The organism is Pseudomonas sp. Z1-12 (genome assembly GCF_051132015.1).
Classification (GTDB): Bacteria; Pseudomonadota; Gammaproteobacteria; order Pseudomonadales; family Pseudomonadaceae; genus Aquipseudomonas; species Aquipseudomonas zanjanensis.
Genome location: NZ_CP071647.1, coordinates 1297017 through 1312568, shown reverse-complemented (window position 1 = coordinate 1312568; position 15552 = coordinate 1297017). Strand labels below are relative to the sequence as shown.

Genomic DNA, 15552 nt, shown 5'->3' with positions numbered 1-15552 from the left:
CCAGTCCTGTAGGAATTAATCTACAGACGGACACCCACCTCAGGAACCCCTACGTGACTGACACCCCAGCGGGCACCGAGAACGCCGCCCAGATCCGCCGCACCACCCTTTACCTGACCCTGGCACAGGTCCCGGAGGGCAAGGTCGTCACCTATGGCCAACTTGCCGAAATGGCCGGCCTGGGCCGCGCGGCGCGCTGGGTTGGAAGAACCCTCAGCCAATTGCCGGACGACACCAAGCTGCCTTGGCATCGGGTATTGGCGGCCGGTGGTCGGATCAGCCTGCCGGCGGGCAGCGCCTCGGGGGATGAACAGCGCGCACGCCTGCGCATGGAAGGAATCAGTGTCCTGAACAATCGTGTTGATATTCAGCGCCATGGCTGGCGCCCGGTAGAGCACAGCGGTTAGAGTGCGCGCTTTGTTTTCGCAATTTTTGAGGCAGACTCCAGCCCATGCCCCGTAAAACCTGGCGCGCCGCCCTCGCCGCCTATGCCAGTCCCTCGACGCTCGTGCTGTTGCTGCTTGGCTTCGCCGCCGGCTTGCCATACATGCTGGTGTTTTCCACGCTTTCAGTCTGGTTGCGCGAAGCCGGCGTGGCCCGCGAAACCATTGGCTACGCGAGCCTGATCGGCCTGGCGTATGCCTTTAAATGGGTCTGGTCGCCACTGCTCGACCAATGGCGCCTGCCGTTGCTGGGCAAACTGGGGCGCCGTCGTTCATGGCTGGTGCTCTCCCAGGCGCTGGTCATTCTCGGCCTGATCGGCATGGGCTTCTGCGACCCACAGAAACACCTGTCCTGGCTGATCGCCATCGCCGTGATCGTGGCCTTCGCCTCTGCGACGCAGGACATCGCCGTCGACGCCTACCGCCTGGAGATCGCCGACGACACCCGCCAGGCCGCCCTCGCTGCCAGCTACATGTCCGGCTACCGCATCGCCGCGCTGCTGGCCACCGCCGGCGCCCTGTTCTTCGCCGAAGGCTTTGGCTCCACCGGTTTCAGCTACAAACACTCGGCCTGGGCCGGCACCTACCTGTTGTTCGGCGTGCTGATGGTCCCGGCGCTCCTCACGTCCCTGTTCATGCGCGAGCCACCGGTACCCCTGCGCACCCAGTTGCAGGCCGGGCGCTACACGTTTGTCCATCAGTTGGCGTCGGTATTCGTACTGATCGTGCTGCTGGTCTCCGTCCCGGCGATGTTCACCCAACTCTTCAACACCGACTTCGCCAGCGTGCTGTTCGAGGGCGTCAGCCTGCTCGACCTGCTGCTCGAAGACCGCGCCTTCCTGCGGGCCATCCTCTATACCCTCCTGACCGCCCTGTGCCTGTCGGCCATGGGCCGGCGCGGACTGGCGCCAGTGCTGACGCCGATCAACGATTTCATCCTGCGTTATCGCTGGCAGGCCCTGCTGCTGCTCGGATTGATCGCAACCTACCGGATGTCCGACACGGTCATGGGCGTCATGGCCAACGTGTTCTACATCGACCAGGGGTTCACCAAGGACCAGATCGCCAGCGTCAGCAAGATTTTCGGGCTGATCATGACCCTCGTCGGCGCCGGCATGGGCGGCCTGTTGATCGTGCGTTTCGGCATCCTGCCCATCCTGTTCATCGGCGGTGTCGCCTCGGCCGCCACCAACATTCTTTTCCTGATGCTCACCGACATGGGCGCCAACCTGCAGATGTTGATTGTCACCATTTCCCTGGACAACTTCAGCTCCGGCCTGGCCACTTCGGCGTTCGTCGCCTACCTGTCGAGCCTGACCAACCTGAAATTCTCCGCCACCCAATACGCCTTGCTCAGCTCGATCATGCTGTTGTTGCCGCGTTTGATCGGTGGCTATTCGGGGGTGATGGTGGAGAAGTTCGGCTACCACAATTTCTTCCTGATCACCGCCCTGCTGGGCGTGCCGACCCTGTTGCTGATCGCCTTGCACTGGTTCCAGGAGAACCGCCGCCAGGACTCGGCACCCGCCGAGGAACCGGCGCCCACCCGCCCCGCGGAAGAGTCGTAGGAAACTTCAGAAAACACCGGGAAAACCGGTGTCCGCACCTGGCGACCGGCCACGCGCCTGTACGCCAGGGCATCTCGCCCGTACAATGCTCCGTCACTTCTCGTCATCAGCAACCGACAACGGCCAACCATGCGCACCAGTCAATTTTTGCTCGCCACACAAAAAGAAACGCCTTCCGATGCCGTCGTGATCAGCCATCAATTGATGCTGCGTGCCGGCATGATCCGCAAACTCGCCTCGGGCCTGTATACCTGGCTGCCGATGGGCCTGCGGGTCATGCGCAAGGTGGAAGCCATCGTTCGCGAAGAGATGGACGCCGCCGGGTCCCTGGAAGTGTTGATGCCGAGCACCCAGCCGGCCGAGCTGTGGCAGGAATCGGGGCGCTGGGAAGAATACGGCCCTGAGCTGCTGCGCATCAAAGACCGCCACGGTCGCGATTTCTGTGCAGGCCCGACCCACGAAGAAGTGATCACCGACCTGATGCGCAACGAGTTGAGCAGCTACAAGCAGCTGCCGATCAACCTGTATCAGATCCAGACCAAGTTCCGTGACGAGATCCGTCCACGCTTCGGCCTGATGCGCGGTCGCGAATTCATCATGAAGGATTCCTATTCCTTCCACGCCGACCTGGCCTCGCTGCAGGTCACCTATGACCGCATGCACCAGGCGTACTGCAACATCTTCACCCGCCTGGGCCTGAAATTCCGCCCGGTTGAAGCCGACAACGGTTCCATCGGCGGTGCCGGCTCCCACGAATTCCACGTGCTGGCCGAGTCCGGCGAAGACGACATCGTCTTCAGCAACGGCTCCGACTATGCCGCCAACATCGAGAAAGCCGAAGCCGTGCCACGGGAAACCTCCCGCGCCGCGCCAACTGAAGCGTTGCGCCTGGTGGACACGCCGAACGCCAAGACCATTGCCCAGTTGGTGGAAGGCTACAACCTGCCGATCGAGCGCACCATCAAGACCCTGATCGTACGGGCGGAAGAAGCCGGCAAGTTGATTGCCCTGATCGTCCGTGGCGACCACGAGCTGAATGAAATCAAGGCTGCCAACCAGCCAGGCGTTGCCAGCCCGTTGGTCATGGCCACCGACGCCGATCTGCGCGATGCCATCGGCGCCGGTGCCGGCTCCCTCGGCCCGTTGAACCTGCCACTGCCGATCATCATCGACCGTTCGGTAGAGTTGATGAGCGACTTCGCCATCGGCGCGAACATTGATGACAAGCACTACTTCGGCGTGAACTGGGAACGCGACCTCCCAGTTCCAACCGTCGCGGACCTGCGCAACGTCGTGGCCGGCGATCCAAGCCCGGACGGCAAGGGCACCCTGGAAATCAAGCGCGGCATCGAAGTCGGCCACATCTTCCAGCTGGGCGACAAGTACAGCAAGGCGATGAAATGCGAAGTGCTGGGCGAGAACGGCAAGCCGGTCACCCTGCAAATGGGCTGCTATGGCATCGGCGTTTCCCGCGTGGTGGCCGCTGCCATCGAGCAGAACAACGACGAGAAAGGCATCATCTGGAGCGACACGTTGGCGCCGTTCCAGGTGGCCCTGGTGCCACTGCGCTATGAAACCGACCTGGTACGTGAAGCCACCGACAAGCTCTACGCCGAACTGACGGCCGCCGGCTTCGAAGTGCTGCTGGACGACCGCGACAAGAAAACCAGCCCCGGCATCAAGTTCGCGGACATGGAACTGATCGGCATCCCCCATCGGATCGTCGTCAGTGACCGTGGCCTGGCCGAAGGCAACCTGGAATACAAGAGCCGCACCGAGGCCGAGCCGCAAGCGCTGCCGGTCGACGACGTGTTGTCGTTCCTCCAGGCCCGTATCCGCCGCTGACACCAGATAGAGACGTCATGTTCAAGCGAAACACCTTAGGCCTCGGTGGCGCCGCCCTGTGCGGCGCCCTGCTGGTCAGCGGCTGTGCCAACCAAATGTCGCAACGCAGCGAGCACGAAGAGCGGGTCGAGCGCAAATTGCTCGACCACAGCCTGCAAATCGACGTGGGCGAACCCAAGGTGCTCGACCTGCCGCAGCGTCGGGTGCGCATCAATGAGCAGAAGACCTTCGAAGTCACTGAGTTCGAGGTCACCCGCCATTATGATCGCTATACCCCGTACCAACCCTGGCGGGAGATCTACGAGATCCCCCTGGGCGCGGTGGCCGTCGTGGCCGGTGTCGGTGCGAACGTGGTCAATGTGTTCGCCCTCGGCAACCTGCCGGACACGGCGACCCGTGACTGGATCAGCTACGGTTTCGCCGGGCTCAACCCGTTCATGAACGTCCCTTCCCATGGCCGCGCCCAGCAGAACCTGGCGGGCATCGACGAAGTCCAGCGCGACAAGCGCACGGAACACTCGAGCCTGCCCTGGAGCGAACGCCCGGTGGAGGTCAAGGCCGCCCGGCAGACCTTCGAGCTGAGCACCGACCGTAACGGCGTGCTGCGCTTGAACCTGCTGGAAAGCCCGTTCGCCGAACAGGACCTGAGCCAGTTCGGCAAATTGCAGATCAGCGTGACGGATGCCCAGGACGAGGTGCACACCGACTCATCCCTGAGCATCAGCAGCACCTTGCGCAGCAAGCTGGTGGAAGCCCACGCGCTGATCTACGACGACCTGGAAGACGACGAGGTGAGCCAGTGGGTCCATCGGGTCAGGCGCCTGTCGGAGCTGGGACTTGAAGAGGAAGCCAGTGAACTGGAACAGAGCCTGATCGAACTGACGCGCAACGATCCGGAACTGCAGACCGAGTTCATGAAAGCCCTGACCAAGGATGGCGGACGGTTGGTGGCGGATCCGGGCGCTCACTGAGCCCAGCCTGGATGGAGCAATCTCTCTTGCTCCCGCTGGGCTGCGCAGCAGCCCTGAAACCTGCCACCTCGGTATGTCAGATACGTTGAGTAGCAGTTTTGGGTCCGCTACGCGGCCCAGCGGGAGCAAGCTCCCTCGCCACAAGAGCAAAAGGCATGGCCTTCATCAGCCAAGCGACATCACCGCTCAAACAACTCCAACTGCTCAAACCCACCCCGCAAGTCTTCCAGCCGCACCCCGATCCCCAATAACCGCACCGGCTTGCCGCCCCGGTTGAACGCCTGGGTCAACAACAGCTGGTAACTGCCCAAGTCCCGCCCTGCCCCGGCCTGCTCCAGCGTGGTCTGGGTGAAGTCGTGGAACTTCACTTTGACGAACGGTTTGCCCGGTCGATAACTGCTGTCGATCCGGGCCATGCGTCCCCTGAGGGTTTCCATCAGCTCCGGCAGTTTGTCGAGACAACTCACCAGGTCGGGCAAGTCGACATCGTAGGTATTCTCGACGCTGATGGACTGCCGTCGGCTGTCGTTGTGCACCAGACGCTCATCGATCCCACGAGCCAGGCTCCAGAGCCGCTCACCGAAACTGCCGAATTCGCGCACCAGTGCCAACTTGTCCCATTCACGCAACTGCAGGCAATCGACGATGCCGAGCCGGTTCAGCTTATCGGCAGTGACCTTGCCAACGCCGTGGAGCTTGCTGACCGGCAGGGCCGAGACAAAATCCTCGACCTGGTCCGGGGTGATGACAAACAACCCGTTGGGCTTTTTCCAGTCACTGGCGATCTTGGCCAGGAACTTGTTCGGCGCGACGCCGGCGGACACAGTGATGTGCAATTGATTGGATACACGCCGGCGGATGTCCTGGGCGATGCGGGTGGCGCTGCCGCCGAAATGGGCGCTGGCGGAGACGTCCAGGTAGGCCTCGTCCAGGGACAGCGGCTCAATCAGGTCAGTGTATTCGCTGAAAATCGTATGAATTTCCTTCGACGCTTCCCGATAGGCCTCCATCCGCGGCTTGACGATGGTGAGGTCCGGACAGAGCTTCAAGGCGTGGCCGGAAGACATGGCAGAGCGCACGCCGTAGGCCCGCGCTTCGTAGTTGCAGGTGGCAATCACACCCCGCCGATCCGCCGAGCCACCCACAGCCAAGGGCTTGCCGGCCAGCCGCGGATCATCGCGCATCTCGATAGCGGCATAAAAACAGTCACAGTCGACATGGATGATTTTACGTTGCGTCATAGCGGAACAGGGTGTGCGACGAATCGGGCCACCAGTATCGCACCGGCACCTGTATATAGCACCAGTAGTTTGAAAGATCCTTCGTTGAGGCCCGAAAACGCCTACACAAATTTACTTCTTCAATCGCAACGAACCGCCCAATAGAGCGCCAACCCTTGCCAGGCCTGCGTCACAGCGTTGTCACAATGCCTTTTCCAAGGCTAAGCGCTTGAAGCGGAACAGTTTTTTAGAACACCAGGCTTGACAGCTGCCCGATCCTCTGTAGAATGCCGCCACACAGACGCGGGATGGAGCAGTCTGGTAGCTCGTCGGGCTCATAACCCGAAGGTCGTCGGTTCAAATCCGGCTCCCGCAACCAAACATCAAGAAAGGCTACTCGAAAGAGTGGCCTTTTTTGTGCCTGCTCGTTTTTTGACCACACGATCAGAGAGACGCCGCCTACGACACCCCACGCGCCGCAGGTTGTAGGACAATTTTCTTTAGATTCCGAGCATTTAGCCACGCAAGGGACGGATCAGCGGTTTATTTCGCCCCTTCGCCTTTTAACGGTTGACACTCGGGCGTTCGCCTGTAGAATGCCGCCACACAGACGCGGGATGGAGCAGTCTGGTAGCTCGTCGGGCTCATAACCCGAAGGTCGTCGGTTCAAATCCGGCTCCCGCAACCAAATATCAAGAAAGGCTGCTCGAAAGAGTGGCCTTTTTTGTGCCTGATGAAAAAAGGCTTCATTACAAATATTTTGTAATTATTTTCTACCGCAGGGATTGGTAACTTCGCTGGTTAGCCCCATCCTGTCGCGCATAGCTCAAGAGGTGATTGATGCGCGCCCACTCGTCTGACCCGCAAGACTCCGTTACTGCGACACAACCGATCAAGGCCGAGCGACTGCGCTGGCTGGATCGGATCAGTCAGTACCGCCAGCCCATCGGTCTCGCCGTCACGCTGCTGCTATTTGCGATTGCATTGATTGCCTGCCGCCACTTGCTGAGCGAGCTCGATCTCTACGCCCTGCACGACTCGATTCTGGAAGTGCCCCGGCCTGCCCTGCTCGGCGCGATCGCCGCCACGGTCGTCGGCTTCATCCTTCTCCTGGGCTACGAATGGTCCGCCAGCCGCTATGCCGGTGTGACGCTGCCGCCACAAACCATGATCCTCGGTGGGTTCACTGCGTTCGCCATTGGCAATGCCATTGGTCTGTCGCTGCTGTCGGGGGGCTCGGTTCGCTACCGCCTGTATGCGCGCCATGGCCTCGGGGCTTCGGATGTCGCCCACATGACGCTCTTCGCCAGCCTGTCCTTGGGCTGTGCGTTGCCGCCGTTGGCCGCCCTGGCAACACTCAGCAACCTGCCCGCCGCGTCCGCCGCGCTGCATTTACCTGCCGCTTTGCTTGGGGCGATTTCCGTGGCCGTGCTGCTACTCACCAGCGCCTTGGCCATCGGCATCTACCGCCGGCGCCTGCCGGAGCAGCCCCATCGGGACAGCCTTCTGGTAAAGGCCGGGCGTCGCACCCTGCGCCTGCCGGGCCGGCGCCTGACCTTCCTGCAACTGGTGATTACCGCGCTGGATGTGGCCGCGGCCGCCACAGTGTTGTATCTGTTGCTGCCCGAGGCACCGCCGTTCGGCGCCTTCCTGCTGGTGTACCTGTTGGCGTTGGCCGCCGGGGTGCTCAGCCATGTGCCGGGCGGAGTCGGGGTATTCGAGGCGATCCTGCTGGCCGCGTTTGCCGACAAACTCGGCGCCGCCCCCTTAGCCGCGGCGCTGTTACTGTACCGCTTGATCTACGTGCTGCTGCCAATGCTGGTGGCCTGCGTGTTGCTGCTGATCAATGAGGCACAACGGCTGTTCCAGACGCGCCAGACCCTGCGGGCAGCCTCGGGGCTTGCCGCGCCAATCCTGGCGGTACTGGTGTTTCTCTCCGGTGTGGTGCTGCTGTTTTCCGGCGTGACACCGGAAATCGACACCCGCCTGGAGCACATCGGTTTCCTGATTCCCCATCGGCTGGTGGACGCTTCGCACTTCGGTGCCAGCCTGGTGGGCGTGTTGTGCCTGCTGCTCGCCCAGGGCCTGCGCCGTCGCCTGTCGGCCGCCTGGATGCTGACCACGGTTTTGCTGCTGGTGGGCGCCCTGCTCTCGCTGCTCAAGGGCTTCGACTGGGAGGAAGCCACGCTGCTGACGCTGACGGCGGCCTTGCTGGCTGTATTCCGGCGCTCCTTCTATCGTCCGAGCCGCCTGACCGAATTGCCCTTCTCCCCACTGTTCCTGATCGCCAGCCTCTGCGTGCTCGGCGCGTCGATCTGGTTGTTGCTTTTTGCCTACCAAGATGTGCCCTACAGCCATCAACTTTGGTGGCAGTTTACCCTCGATGCCGACGCCCCTCGCGGCTTGCGCTCCCTCTTGGGGGCTGCCGTGCTGTTGGTGGTGGTGTCCCTGACCTGGCTGCTGCGCACGGCACGGCCGGTGATCCATTTGCCGACGGCAGGAGAACTGGAACGGGCCAAAACGGTCCTCATGGCATCGTCGCAACCCGACGGCGGCCTGGCCCTGACCGGTGACAAGGCGCTGCTGTTCCACCCCAACGACGAGGCATTCCTGATGTATGCCCGCCGTGGTCGCAGCCTGGTGGCGTTGTATGACCCGATCGGCCCTACCCAGCAACGGGCCGAAATGATCTGGCAGTTCCGCGACCTGTGCGACATCCACCATGCCCGTCCCGTGTTCTATCAGGTGCGCGCCGAAAACCTGCCCTACTACATGGACATCGGCCTGACGGCCATCAAGTTGGGCGAGGAAGCACGGGTCGACCTCAAGCGTTTCGATCTCGAAGCCAAGGGCAAAGAGATGAAGGACTTGCGCTACACCTGGAACCGCGGCACCCGTGATGGCCTGTCGCTGGAGATCCACGAGCCGGGCCAGGCGCCGATGGACGAACTCAAGGTCATTTCCGACGCCTGGCTGACCGGCAAGAACGTGCGGGAAAAAGGTTTCTCCCTGGGGCGTTTCAGCGACGACTACCTCAAGCATTTCCGCATCGCGGTGATTCGTTTCGAGGGCCGGCCGGTGGCGTTCGCCAACCTGCTGGAAACCCACAGCCACGAACTGGCCAGCCTCGACCTGATGCGTGCCCACCCCGAGGCGCCGAAACTGACCATGGAATTCATGATGGTCGGCCTCATCCAACATTATAAAAACCATGACTACGCCCGCTTCAGCCTCGGCATGGTCCCGCTGTCGGGCTTGCAACCGCGGCGCGGCGCACCCTTGACCCAGCGCCTGGGTTCGATGGTGTTCCGCCGTGGCGAGCAGCTCTATAACTTCCAGGGGCTGCGCCGCTTCAAAGACAAATTCCAGCCTGACTGGGAACCTCGTTACATGGCCGTGCCCGCCGGACTCGATCCGCTGGTAGCGCTGGCCGATACTGCCGCCCTGATTGCGGGCGGCCTGACTGGATTGGTGAAACGCTGATGATGCAACGCTCCTGGCGATACGTAGTGGCCGCCCTGCTGGTGCTGGCGGTGATTCTCGGTGGCGGTTACTGGTACTGGAACCGCCCGGCCCCGCAACCCACCCTGGAACAACTGGCGCCCGCCGATGGCGCAGCACTGACCCGGGTCACCCCCGGCGCCAAGGTGCTCGCCCGGGTGCTGGTGGCGGTTAATGAGGACCAGAAGCTCAGCGACTCGCAATTGACGACCCTCAGCCGCAGCGGCTCGGCACAGATCGTCCAAGTGATCCTGCCCAAGGACTGCATGCTGCAAGGCCGTGCCCTGCAAGCCGGCCTGAGAGAACTGCAAGGCCCGGCCACATTGGTCAGCGGCATCGGCCCTGGCGCCGTGCTGGCCTGGCGTTGGCTGGCCGAGCAGAAGGACGACAAGGCCAAGGCCGTGTCGGTGGACCTGGCCCTGGAAAAACCCGGCTGCACCCACCTGTTGCCTAAAAGCGCAGCCCATGGTCATTGGCTGGTGGCCTGGAACGACAACCCCGACGACACCAGCGCCGGTTTCGTCAGGGATCAGAAAAACGCCGAAACAAGCATCAGCGACTACGACATCAACCTGCCGCAAGTGCTGAACAACGAACTGCGCAAGATCCTGGTGGGCGCCGATAAGGGCAAAGGTGGCCTGAGCATCCCAGTGGTGGAAGTGCCTGCCAGCCAGGCGCGGGATACCGTGACCCTGTTCCTCTCCGGAGACGGCGGCTGGCGTGACCTGGACCGCGATGTAGCCGATGAAATGGCCAAGATCGGCTACCCAGTGGTCGGCATCGACACCCTGCGCTACTACTGGCAGCACAAGAGCCCCGAGCAGAGCGCGGCGGACCTGACCGAGCTGATGCAACACTACCGGCAGATCTGGGGCACCAAGCGCTTCATCCTGACCGGCTACTCCTTCGGCGCCGACGTGTTGCCGGCGATCTACAACCGCCTGCCGGCCACCGAACAACAGCGGGTCGACGCAATCATCCTGCTGGCCTTCGCCCGCACCGGCAGCTTCGAGATTGAAGTCGAAGGCTGGCTCGGCAACGCCGGCACCGAAGCCGCCACCGGCCCGGAAATGGCCAAGCTGCCAGCCGAAAAAGTGGTATGCATCTACGGCGGCGAAGAAGCCGACGAAAGCGGCTGCACCGACAAGACCGCCGTAGGGGAAGCCATCAAGCTGCCTGGCGGCCACCACTTCGACGAAAACTACCCGGCCCTGGCCAAGCGCCTGATCGACGAGATCAACAAGCGCCAGAACAAGACAGCCGAACATTAAGCGGACACAAGCCTGACAAAAGCCCCGGCAGCCTTACGGTTGCCGGGGCTTTTTTGTGCCCGCCCGACAGCACACAGGGCCCTTGTGGGAGCAAGCTTGCTCCGGGCGGCGATCCGACGATGAGGCCAACACATCCAGTATCATCGATTCAGGCAGACCGCTATCGCGAGCAAGCTCGCTCCCACAAGGACTTCACTCTGGCATCAGCATTTGTGTCGCCCACAAAAAAGCCCCCATCACCACGAGACAATGAGGGCTTTGGTTAAAGACGACGCTCTGCCGCGTCGTACACTTCCTTATCCCGCCGAGCGCCAACGGCCACGATCAACACCTGAATCGCTTTCCCGTCGACCCTGTACACGATACGGGTGTCACCTGTTCGAATTCTTCGACATCCCGCCAGGCTGGCTCTGAGCGGCTTGCCGGTTTTGTCCGGTTCATCATTCATAATCCGCGCTTCGATGACATCGAGAATACGGTTTGCAGCCGCCGCACCCAACTGATCCAAATCGTCTTGAACCTCCGGATGGTAAATAACACCCCAAGCCATTCACCGCTCCTTCAGTCGTTTTTGGCGTACCGTGCCCGCATATCCCCATGGCTGATAGCCTTGGCCTGGTCGAAGCCGATCAGCCGCTCGCGAGCCGTCGCTTCGACGCGAAGGCTTTCCAGCTCATCGAGCAATTCCTGATAGGCATCGACGTTGATAATCACCGCTGCCGGTTCATTGTCCTTGAAAATGACCAGCCTTTCGGTTGCACGGCTCGATACTTCCTTGAGCTTCGCGCTGAACCCCCTGACCATTGCCGTAACGGATACTGCTTGATCAGCCCGCTCGAGTAACGCTGCCATGTCTTACCTCCTGCCGCATGAATACTGCATATCTTTATACATACCTTGATGCGTAAAGTGTTGCGCAACAATGTGTATAAATCAAGTTGGAACAGCTGTATTGAAAAGACGTCCCCACAAAAAAGCCCTCGCCGCCGCAAGGCAACGAGGGCTTGTTGTTTCCAGGTGCTACATCTCGACCTGCGTCCCCAGTTCGATCACCCGGTTCAACGGTAGATTGAAGAAGCGCAGGTTGCCGTTGGCGTTTTTCAACATGAAGGCGAACAACGACTCGCGCCAGCGGGCCATGCCTTCGAGCTTGGAGGCAATGACGGTTTCGCGGCTGAGGAAGTAGGTGGTGCGCATCGGGCTGAAATCCAAATCATCCAGATGACAGAGCTTGAGCGCCTCGGGCACGTCCGGCTCGTCAGTGAAACCGAAGTGCAGGATCACCCGGAAAAACCCTTCGCCGTAGGCGTCGACCTCAAAGCGCCGTTGCGGCGGTACCCGGGGAATGTCCTCGTACACCACCGTCAGCAGCACCACCTGCTCATGCAGCACCTGGTTGTGCAATAGATTGTGCAGCAGGGCGTGAGGCACGGCATCCGAACGCGCGGTCAGGAACACGGCTGTCCCTTGTACGCGGTGCGGGGGTTGCACGCGGATGCTGCTGATGAAGATCGGCAGTGGCAACGCCCCTTCGTCCAGGCGATCCACCAGCAGTTGCTTGCCGCGCTTCCAGGTGGTCATCAGCACGAACAAGGCAATACCGGCGATGACCGGAAACGCACCGCCCTGGATGATCTTCGGCACGTTGGCGGCGAAGTACAGACCGTCCACCAGCAGGAAACCGAACAACAACGGGACTGCCAGCAGCGGTGGCCATTTCCACAACAGCAAGATCACCGCGGACACCAGGATCGTGGTCATCAACATGGTACCGGTCACCGCCACGCCGTAGGCCGAAGCCAGCGCGCCGGACGATTCGAAGCCCAGCACCAGCAGCACCACGCCGACCATCAGCGACCAGTTCACCGCGCCGATGTAGATCTGGCCCTGCTCGGCGCTGGAGGTGTGCTGGATGTACATCCGCGGGATGTAACCGAGCTGGATCGCCTGGCGCGTCAGGGAGAACGCGCCGGAAATCACCGCTTGCGAAGCGATGACCGTGGCCAGGGTCGACAAGCCGACCAACGGCAGCAACGCCCAACTCGGCGCCAGCAGATAAAACGGGTTGCGTGCCGCTTCCGGGTCACCGAGCAGCAAGGCCCCTTGACCGAAATAGTTGAGCATCAGGCCCGGCAACACCAGGAGGAACCAGGCGCGGGCAATCGGTTTGCGGCCGAAGTGGCCCATGTCGGCATACAGCGCTTCGGCGCCGGTCAGTGCCAACACCACGGCCCCGAGAATCGCCACGCCCATGCCCGGATGGACCACAAAGAAGCGCACGGCCCAGGCCGGGTTCACCGCCTGCAACACTTCCGGATGCTGCACGATGCCGTACACCCCCAGGGCGCCGAGCACCAGGAACCAGGTCACCATGATCGGGCCGAACAGAATGCCGATCCGCGCGGTGCCGTGGCGCTGGATCAAAAACAACGCCACCAGCACCACCAGCGACAGGGGCACCACCCAGTGGTCGATGCCTTCGAATGCGAGGCCCAGGCCCTCGATCGCCGAAAGCACCGAGATCGCCGGGGTGATCATGCTGTCACCGTAGAACAGCGCCGCGCCGACCAAGCCGCAGATCACCAGGAATGTACGCAGCCGCGCCCTTCCCGCCGCCGCTCGCCGCGCCAGGGCGGTGAGCGCCATGATCCCGCCCTCGCCCTGGTTGTCGGCGCGCAGGACGAACATCATGTACTTGATCGACACGACCCAGATCAGCGACCAGAAAATCAGCGACAGGATCCCCAGCACCCCATCGTGATTGACTGGTACGCCATAGGCCCCGGAAAACACTTCCTTGAGGGTGTACAACGGGCTCGTGCCGATGTCGCCATAAACCACTCCGACCGCCGCGACCAGCATGCTCAGCGGCTTCGCTGCCGAATGTTCGGCACCTGCCACCTGACTACTTGCATGACCCATCCAACACTCCCGATTCCCAGACCTGTCTTCTTGAACGAAACACGATGCTTTGTTGAGGCAGCATGCGCTGTTTTACGTATTGTTACAGACGTTTTGTTGACTGTAGCAATCGCCAGAGCGCAAAGGCGCGAAGCATAGCGCAGCACTCGTCGTATTTCCCGGTATAAAGCTGGTCAAGCGCCTCGACCCTGGATAGAATTGCGCACTTTTTGATCAGAGGCGCGCCAGGCGCCCTGTCTCGACAAGAGACGATCCCCCTACACCGAGGTTAGACATGTCCACCACTACCGCGCCCGCCAATCCGAAGGTTGGCTTCGTATCCCTGGGTTGCCCAAAAGCTCTGGTCGACTCCGAGCGCATCCTGACCCAGTTGCGCATGGAAGGTTATGACGTCGTGTCCACGTACCAGGACGCCGACGTGGTGGTGGTCAACACCTGCGGCTTCATCGATTCGGCCAAGGCCGAGTCCCTGGAAGTGATCGGTGAAGCCATCAAGGAAAACGGCAAGGTTATCGTCACCGGCTGCATGGGCGTGGAAGAAGGCAACATCCGCAACGTGCACCCAAGCGTGCTGTCCGTGACCGGCCCGCAGCAGTACGAACAGGTGGTCAACGCCGTGCATGACGTGGTGCCGCCACGCCAGGACCACAACCCGCTGATCGACCTGGTGCCGCCACAAGGCATCAAGCTGACCCCGCGCCACTACGCCTACCTGAAGATTTCCGAAGGCTGCAACCACAGCTGCAGCTTCTGCATCATCCCGTCGATGCGCGGCAAGTTGGTAAGCCGTCCGGTGGGCGATGTCCTCGACGAGGCCCAGCGCCTGGTCAAGGCCGGCGTCAAGGAGCTGCTGGTGATCTCCCAGGACACCAGCGCCTACGGCGTCGACGTGAAATACCGCACCGGCTTCTGGAACGGCGCACCGGTGAAAACCCGCATGACCGAGCTGTGCGAAGCCCTCAGCACTCTCGGCGTCTGGGTCCGCCTGCATTACGTCTACCCGTATCCCCATGTCGACGAGCTGATCCCGCTGATGGCGGCTGGCAAGATCCTGCCGTACCTGGATATCCCGTTCCAGCACGCCAGCCCGAAAGTCCTCAAGGCCATGAAGCGCCCGGCGTTTGAAGACAAGACCCTGGCCCGGATCAAGAACTGGCGTGAAATCTGCCCGGACCTGATCATCCGCTCGACCTTCATCGTCGGCTTCCCCGGTGAAACCGAAGAAGACTTCCAGTACCTGCTGGATTGGCTGACCGAAGCCCAGCTCGACCGCGTCGGCTGCTTCCAGTACTCCCCTGTCGAAGGCGCACCGGCCAACGACCTGGACCTGGACGTGGTGCCGGACGACGTCAAGCAGGACCGTTGGGAGCGCTTCATGGCGCACCAGCAGGCCATCAGCTCGGCGCGCCTGCAAATGCGCGTCGGCCGTGAAATCGAAGTGCTGGTGGATGAAGTGGACGAGCAAGGCGCCGTGGGTCGCTGCTTCTTCGACGCGCCGGAAATCGACGGCAACGTCTTCATCGACAACGGCAGCAACCTCAAGCCAGGCGACAAGGTCTGGTGCAAGGTGACCGACGCCGATGAGTACGATTTGTGGGCTGAGCAGATCGGCTGATCCATTGAGTTTTTCAGGCCGCTGCAATACCTGTGGGGGGCCAAGCCTGCTCGCGATAGCGGTGCATCAGCCAGCATGAATGTTGGCTGACACGACGCCATCGCGAGCAAGCTCGGCTCCCACAGGTTCTTTCACAAGCCGAAAAATTGAAATGCCCCGCCCTTGTAACGAGATGCGGGGCTTTTTTACGGCTATC

Annotated in this window: 11 protein-coding genes and 2 tRNA genes; 9 read left to right on the top strand and 4 right to left on the bottom strand. The window is 61.7% G+C overall.

From position 1 onward, the window contains the following. Positions 1–53 precede the first annotated feature (53 nt). The 4 genes from J3P85_RS05750 (at position 54) to J3P85_RS05735 (ending at position 4827) form a co-directional block, all read left to right on the top strand. Positions 54–407, top strand: coding sequence for an MGMT family protein (locus J3P85_RS05750; RefSeq protein WP_434705172.1), 354 nt, complete (start codon positions 54–56; stop codon positions 405–407). Between the two features lie 44 nt (positions 408–451). Then, entirely contained in the window at positions 452–2011 is a 1560-nt protein-coding gene (locus tag J3P85_RS05745; RefSeq protein WP_186708395.1) for an AmpG family muropeptide MFS transporter, read from the top strand. A gap of 129 nt (positions 2012–2140) precedes the next feature. Continuing rightward, on the top strand, positions 2141–3856 hold the full coding sequence (locus tag J3P85_RS05740; protein WP_434705171.1) for a proline--tRNA ligase: 1716 nt from the start codon (positions 2141–2143) through the stop codon (positions 3854–3856). A 17-nt stretch (positions 3857–3873) separates the two neighbouring features. Continuing rightward, complete coding sequence (locus tag J3P85_RS05735; protein ID WP_434572017.1) at positions 3874–4827, top strand: hypothetical protein; 954 nt, start codon at positions 3874–3876, stop codon at positions 4825–4827. 179 nt (positions 4828–5006) lie between these two features. Here J3P85_RS05735 and dinB read toward each other — a convergent pair whose 3' ends face one another. Beyond that, on the bottom strand, positions 5007–6068 hold the full coding sequence (gene dinB, locus J3P85_RS05730) for a DNA polymerase IV (protein WP_434705170.1): 1062 nt from the start codon (positions 6066–6068) through the stop codon (positions 5007–5009). 281 nt (positions 6069–6349) lie between these two features. Between dinB and J3P85_RS05725 the strand changes: the two genes are divergently transcribed. The 4 genes from J3P85_RS05725 to J3P85_RS05710 all read left to right on the top strand — a co-directional run bounded on the left by J3P85_RS05725 (position 6350) and on the right by J3P85_RS05710 (position 10819). Continuing rightward, positions 6350–6426, top strand: a tRNA-Met gene (locus J3P85_RS05725). 232 nt (positions 6427–6658) lie between these two features. Then, positions 6659–6735: transfer RNA gene (locus tag J3P85_RS05720), tRNA-Met, on the top strand. A gap of 152 nt (positions 6736–6887) precedes the next feature. Beyond that, entirely contained in the window at positions 6888–9530 is a 2643-nt protein-coding gene (gene mprF, locus J3P85_RS05715) for a bifunctional lysylphosphatidylglycerol flippase/synthetase MprF (RefSeq protein ID WP_434705169.1), read from the top strand. Beyond that, a complete protein-coding gene (locus J3P85_RS05710; protein ID WP_434705168.1) occupies positions 9530–10819 on the top strand; it encodes a virulence factor family protein in 1290 nt (429 codons plus the stop codon). Before mprF ends, J3P85_RS05710 begins: the two co-directional genes overlap by 1 nt. Before the next feature lie 262 nt (positions 10820–11081). Here the strand turns inward: J3P85_RS05710 and J3P85_RS05705 are convergent, their stop codons facing one another. From J3P85_RS05705 to J3P85_RS05695, 3 genes are all read right to left on the bottom strand, one after another. Continuing rightward, positions 11082–11369 (bottom strand): type II toxin-antitoxin system RelE family toxin, encoded by a 288-nt coding sequence (locus J3P85_RS05705; RefSeq protein ID WP_434705167.1) that lies wholly within the window; start codon positions 11367–11369, stop codon positions 11082–11084. Between the two features lie 11 nt (positions 11370–11380). Continuing rightward, on the bottom strand, positions 11381–11671 hold the full coding sequence (locus J3P85_RS05700; RefSeq protein ID WP_434705166.1) for a type II toxin-antitoxin system Phd/YefM family antitoxin: 291 nt from the start codon (positions 11669–11671) through the stop codon (positions 11381–11383). Positions 11672–11839: 168 nt separating this feature from the next. Next, positions 11840–13681: a potassium transporter Kup gene (locus J3P85_RS05695; RefSeq protein ID WP_434706324.1), complete on the bottom strand. Its 1842-nt coding sequence runs from the start codon at positions 13679–13681 to the stop codon at positions 11840–11842. 334 nt (positions 13682–14015) lie between these two features. On the opposite strand from J3P85_RS05695, the gene rimO reads away from it, so the two are divergent. Further along, positions 14016–15356 carry a 30S ribosomal protein S12 methylthiotransferase RimO gene (gene rimO, locus J3P85_RS05690; RefSeq protein ID WP_434705165.1) on the top strand — a complete coding sequence of 447 codons (1341 nt, stop codon included), beginning with the start codon at positions 14016–14018 and terminating at the stop codon, positions 15354–15356. The last annotated feature ends 196 nt before the right edge of the window (positions 15357–15552 follow it).

Coding starts and splice junctions, on each gene's coding strand:
- J3P85_RS05710 (WP_434705168.1), top strand. CDS start 9,530: ATGATGCAACGCTCCTGGCGATACGTAGTGGCCGCCCTGCTGGTGCTG.
- J3P85_RS05740 (WP_434705171.1), top strand. CDS start 2,141: ATGCGCACCAGTCAATTTTTGCTCGCCACACAAAAAGAAACGCCTTCC.
- J3P85_RS05735 (WP_434572017.1), top strand. CDS start 3,874: ATGTTCAAGCGAAACACCTTAGGCCTCGGTGGCGCCGCCCTGTGCGGC.
- J3P85_RS05695 (WP_434706324.1), bottom strand. CDS start 13,681: ATGCTGGTCGCGGCGGTCGGAGTGGTTTATGGCGACATCGGCACGAGC.
- J3P85_RS05700 (WP_434705166.1), bottom strand. CDS start 11,671: ATGGCAGCGTTACTCGAGCGGGCTGATCAAGCAGTATCCGTTACGGCA.
- mprF (WP_434705169.1), top strand. CDS start 6,888: ATGCGCGCCCACTCGTCTGACCCGCAAGACTCCGTTACTGCGACACAA.
- dinB (WP_434705170.1), bottom strand. CDS start 6,068: ATGACGCAACGTAAAATCATCCATGTCGACTGTGACTGTTTTTATGCC.
- J3P85_RS05705 (WP_434705167.1), bottom strand. CDS start 11,369: ATGGCTTGGGGTGTTATTTACCATCCGGAGGTTCAAGACGATTTGGAT.
- rimO (WP_434705165.1), top strand. CDS start 14,016: ATGTCCACCACTACCGCGCCCGCCAATCCGAAGGTTGGCTTCGTATCC.
- J3P85_RS05745 (WP_186708395.1), top strand. CDS start 452: ATGCCCCGTAAAACCTGGCGCGCCGCCCTCGCCGCCTATGCCAGTCCC.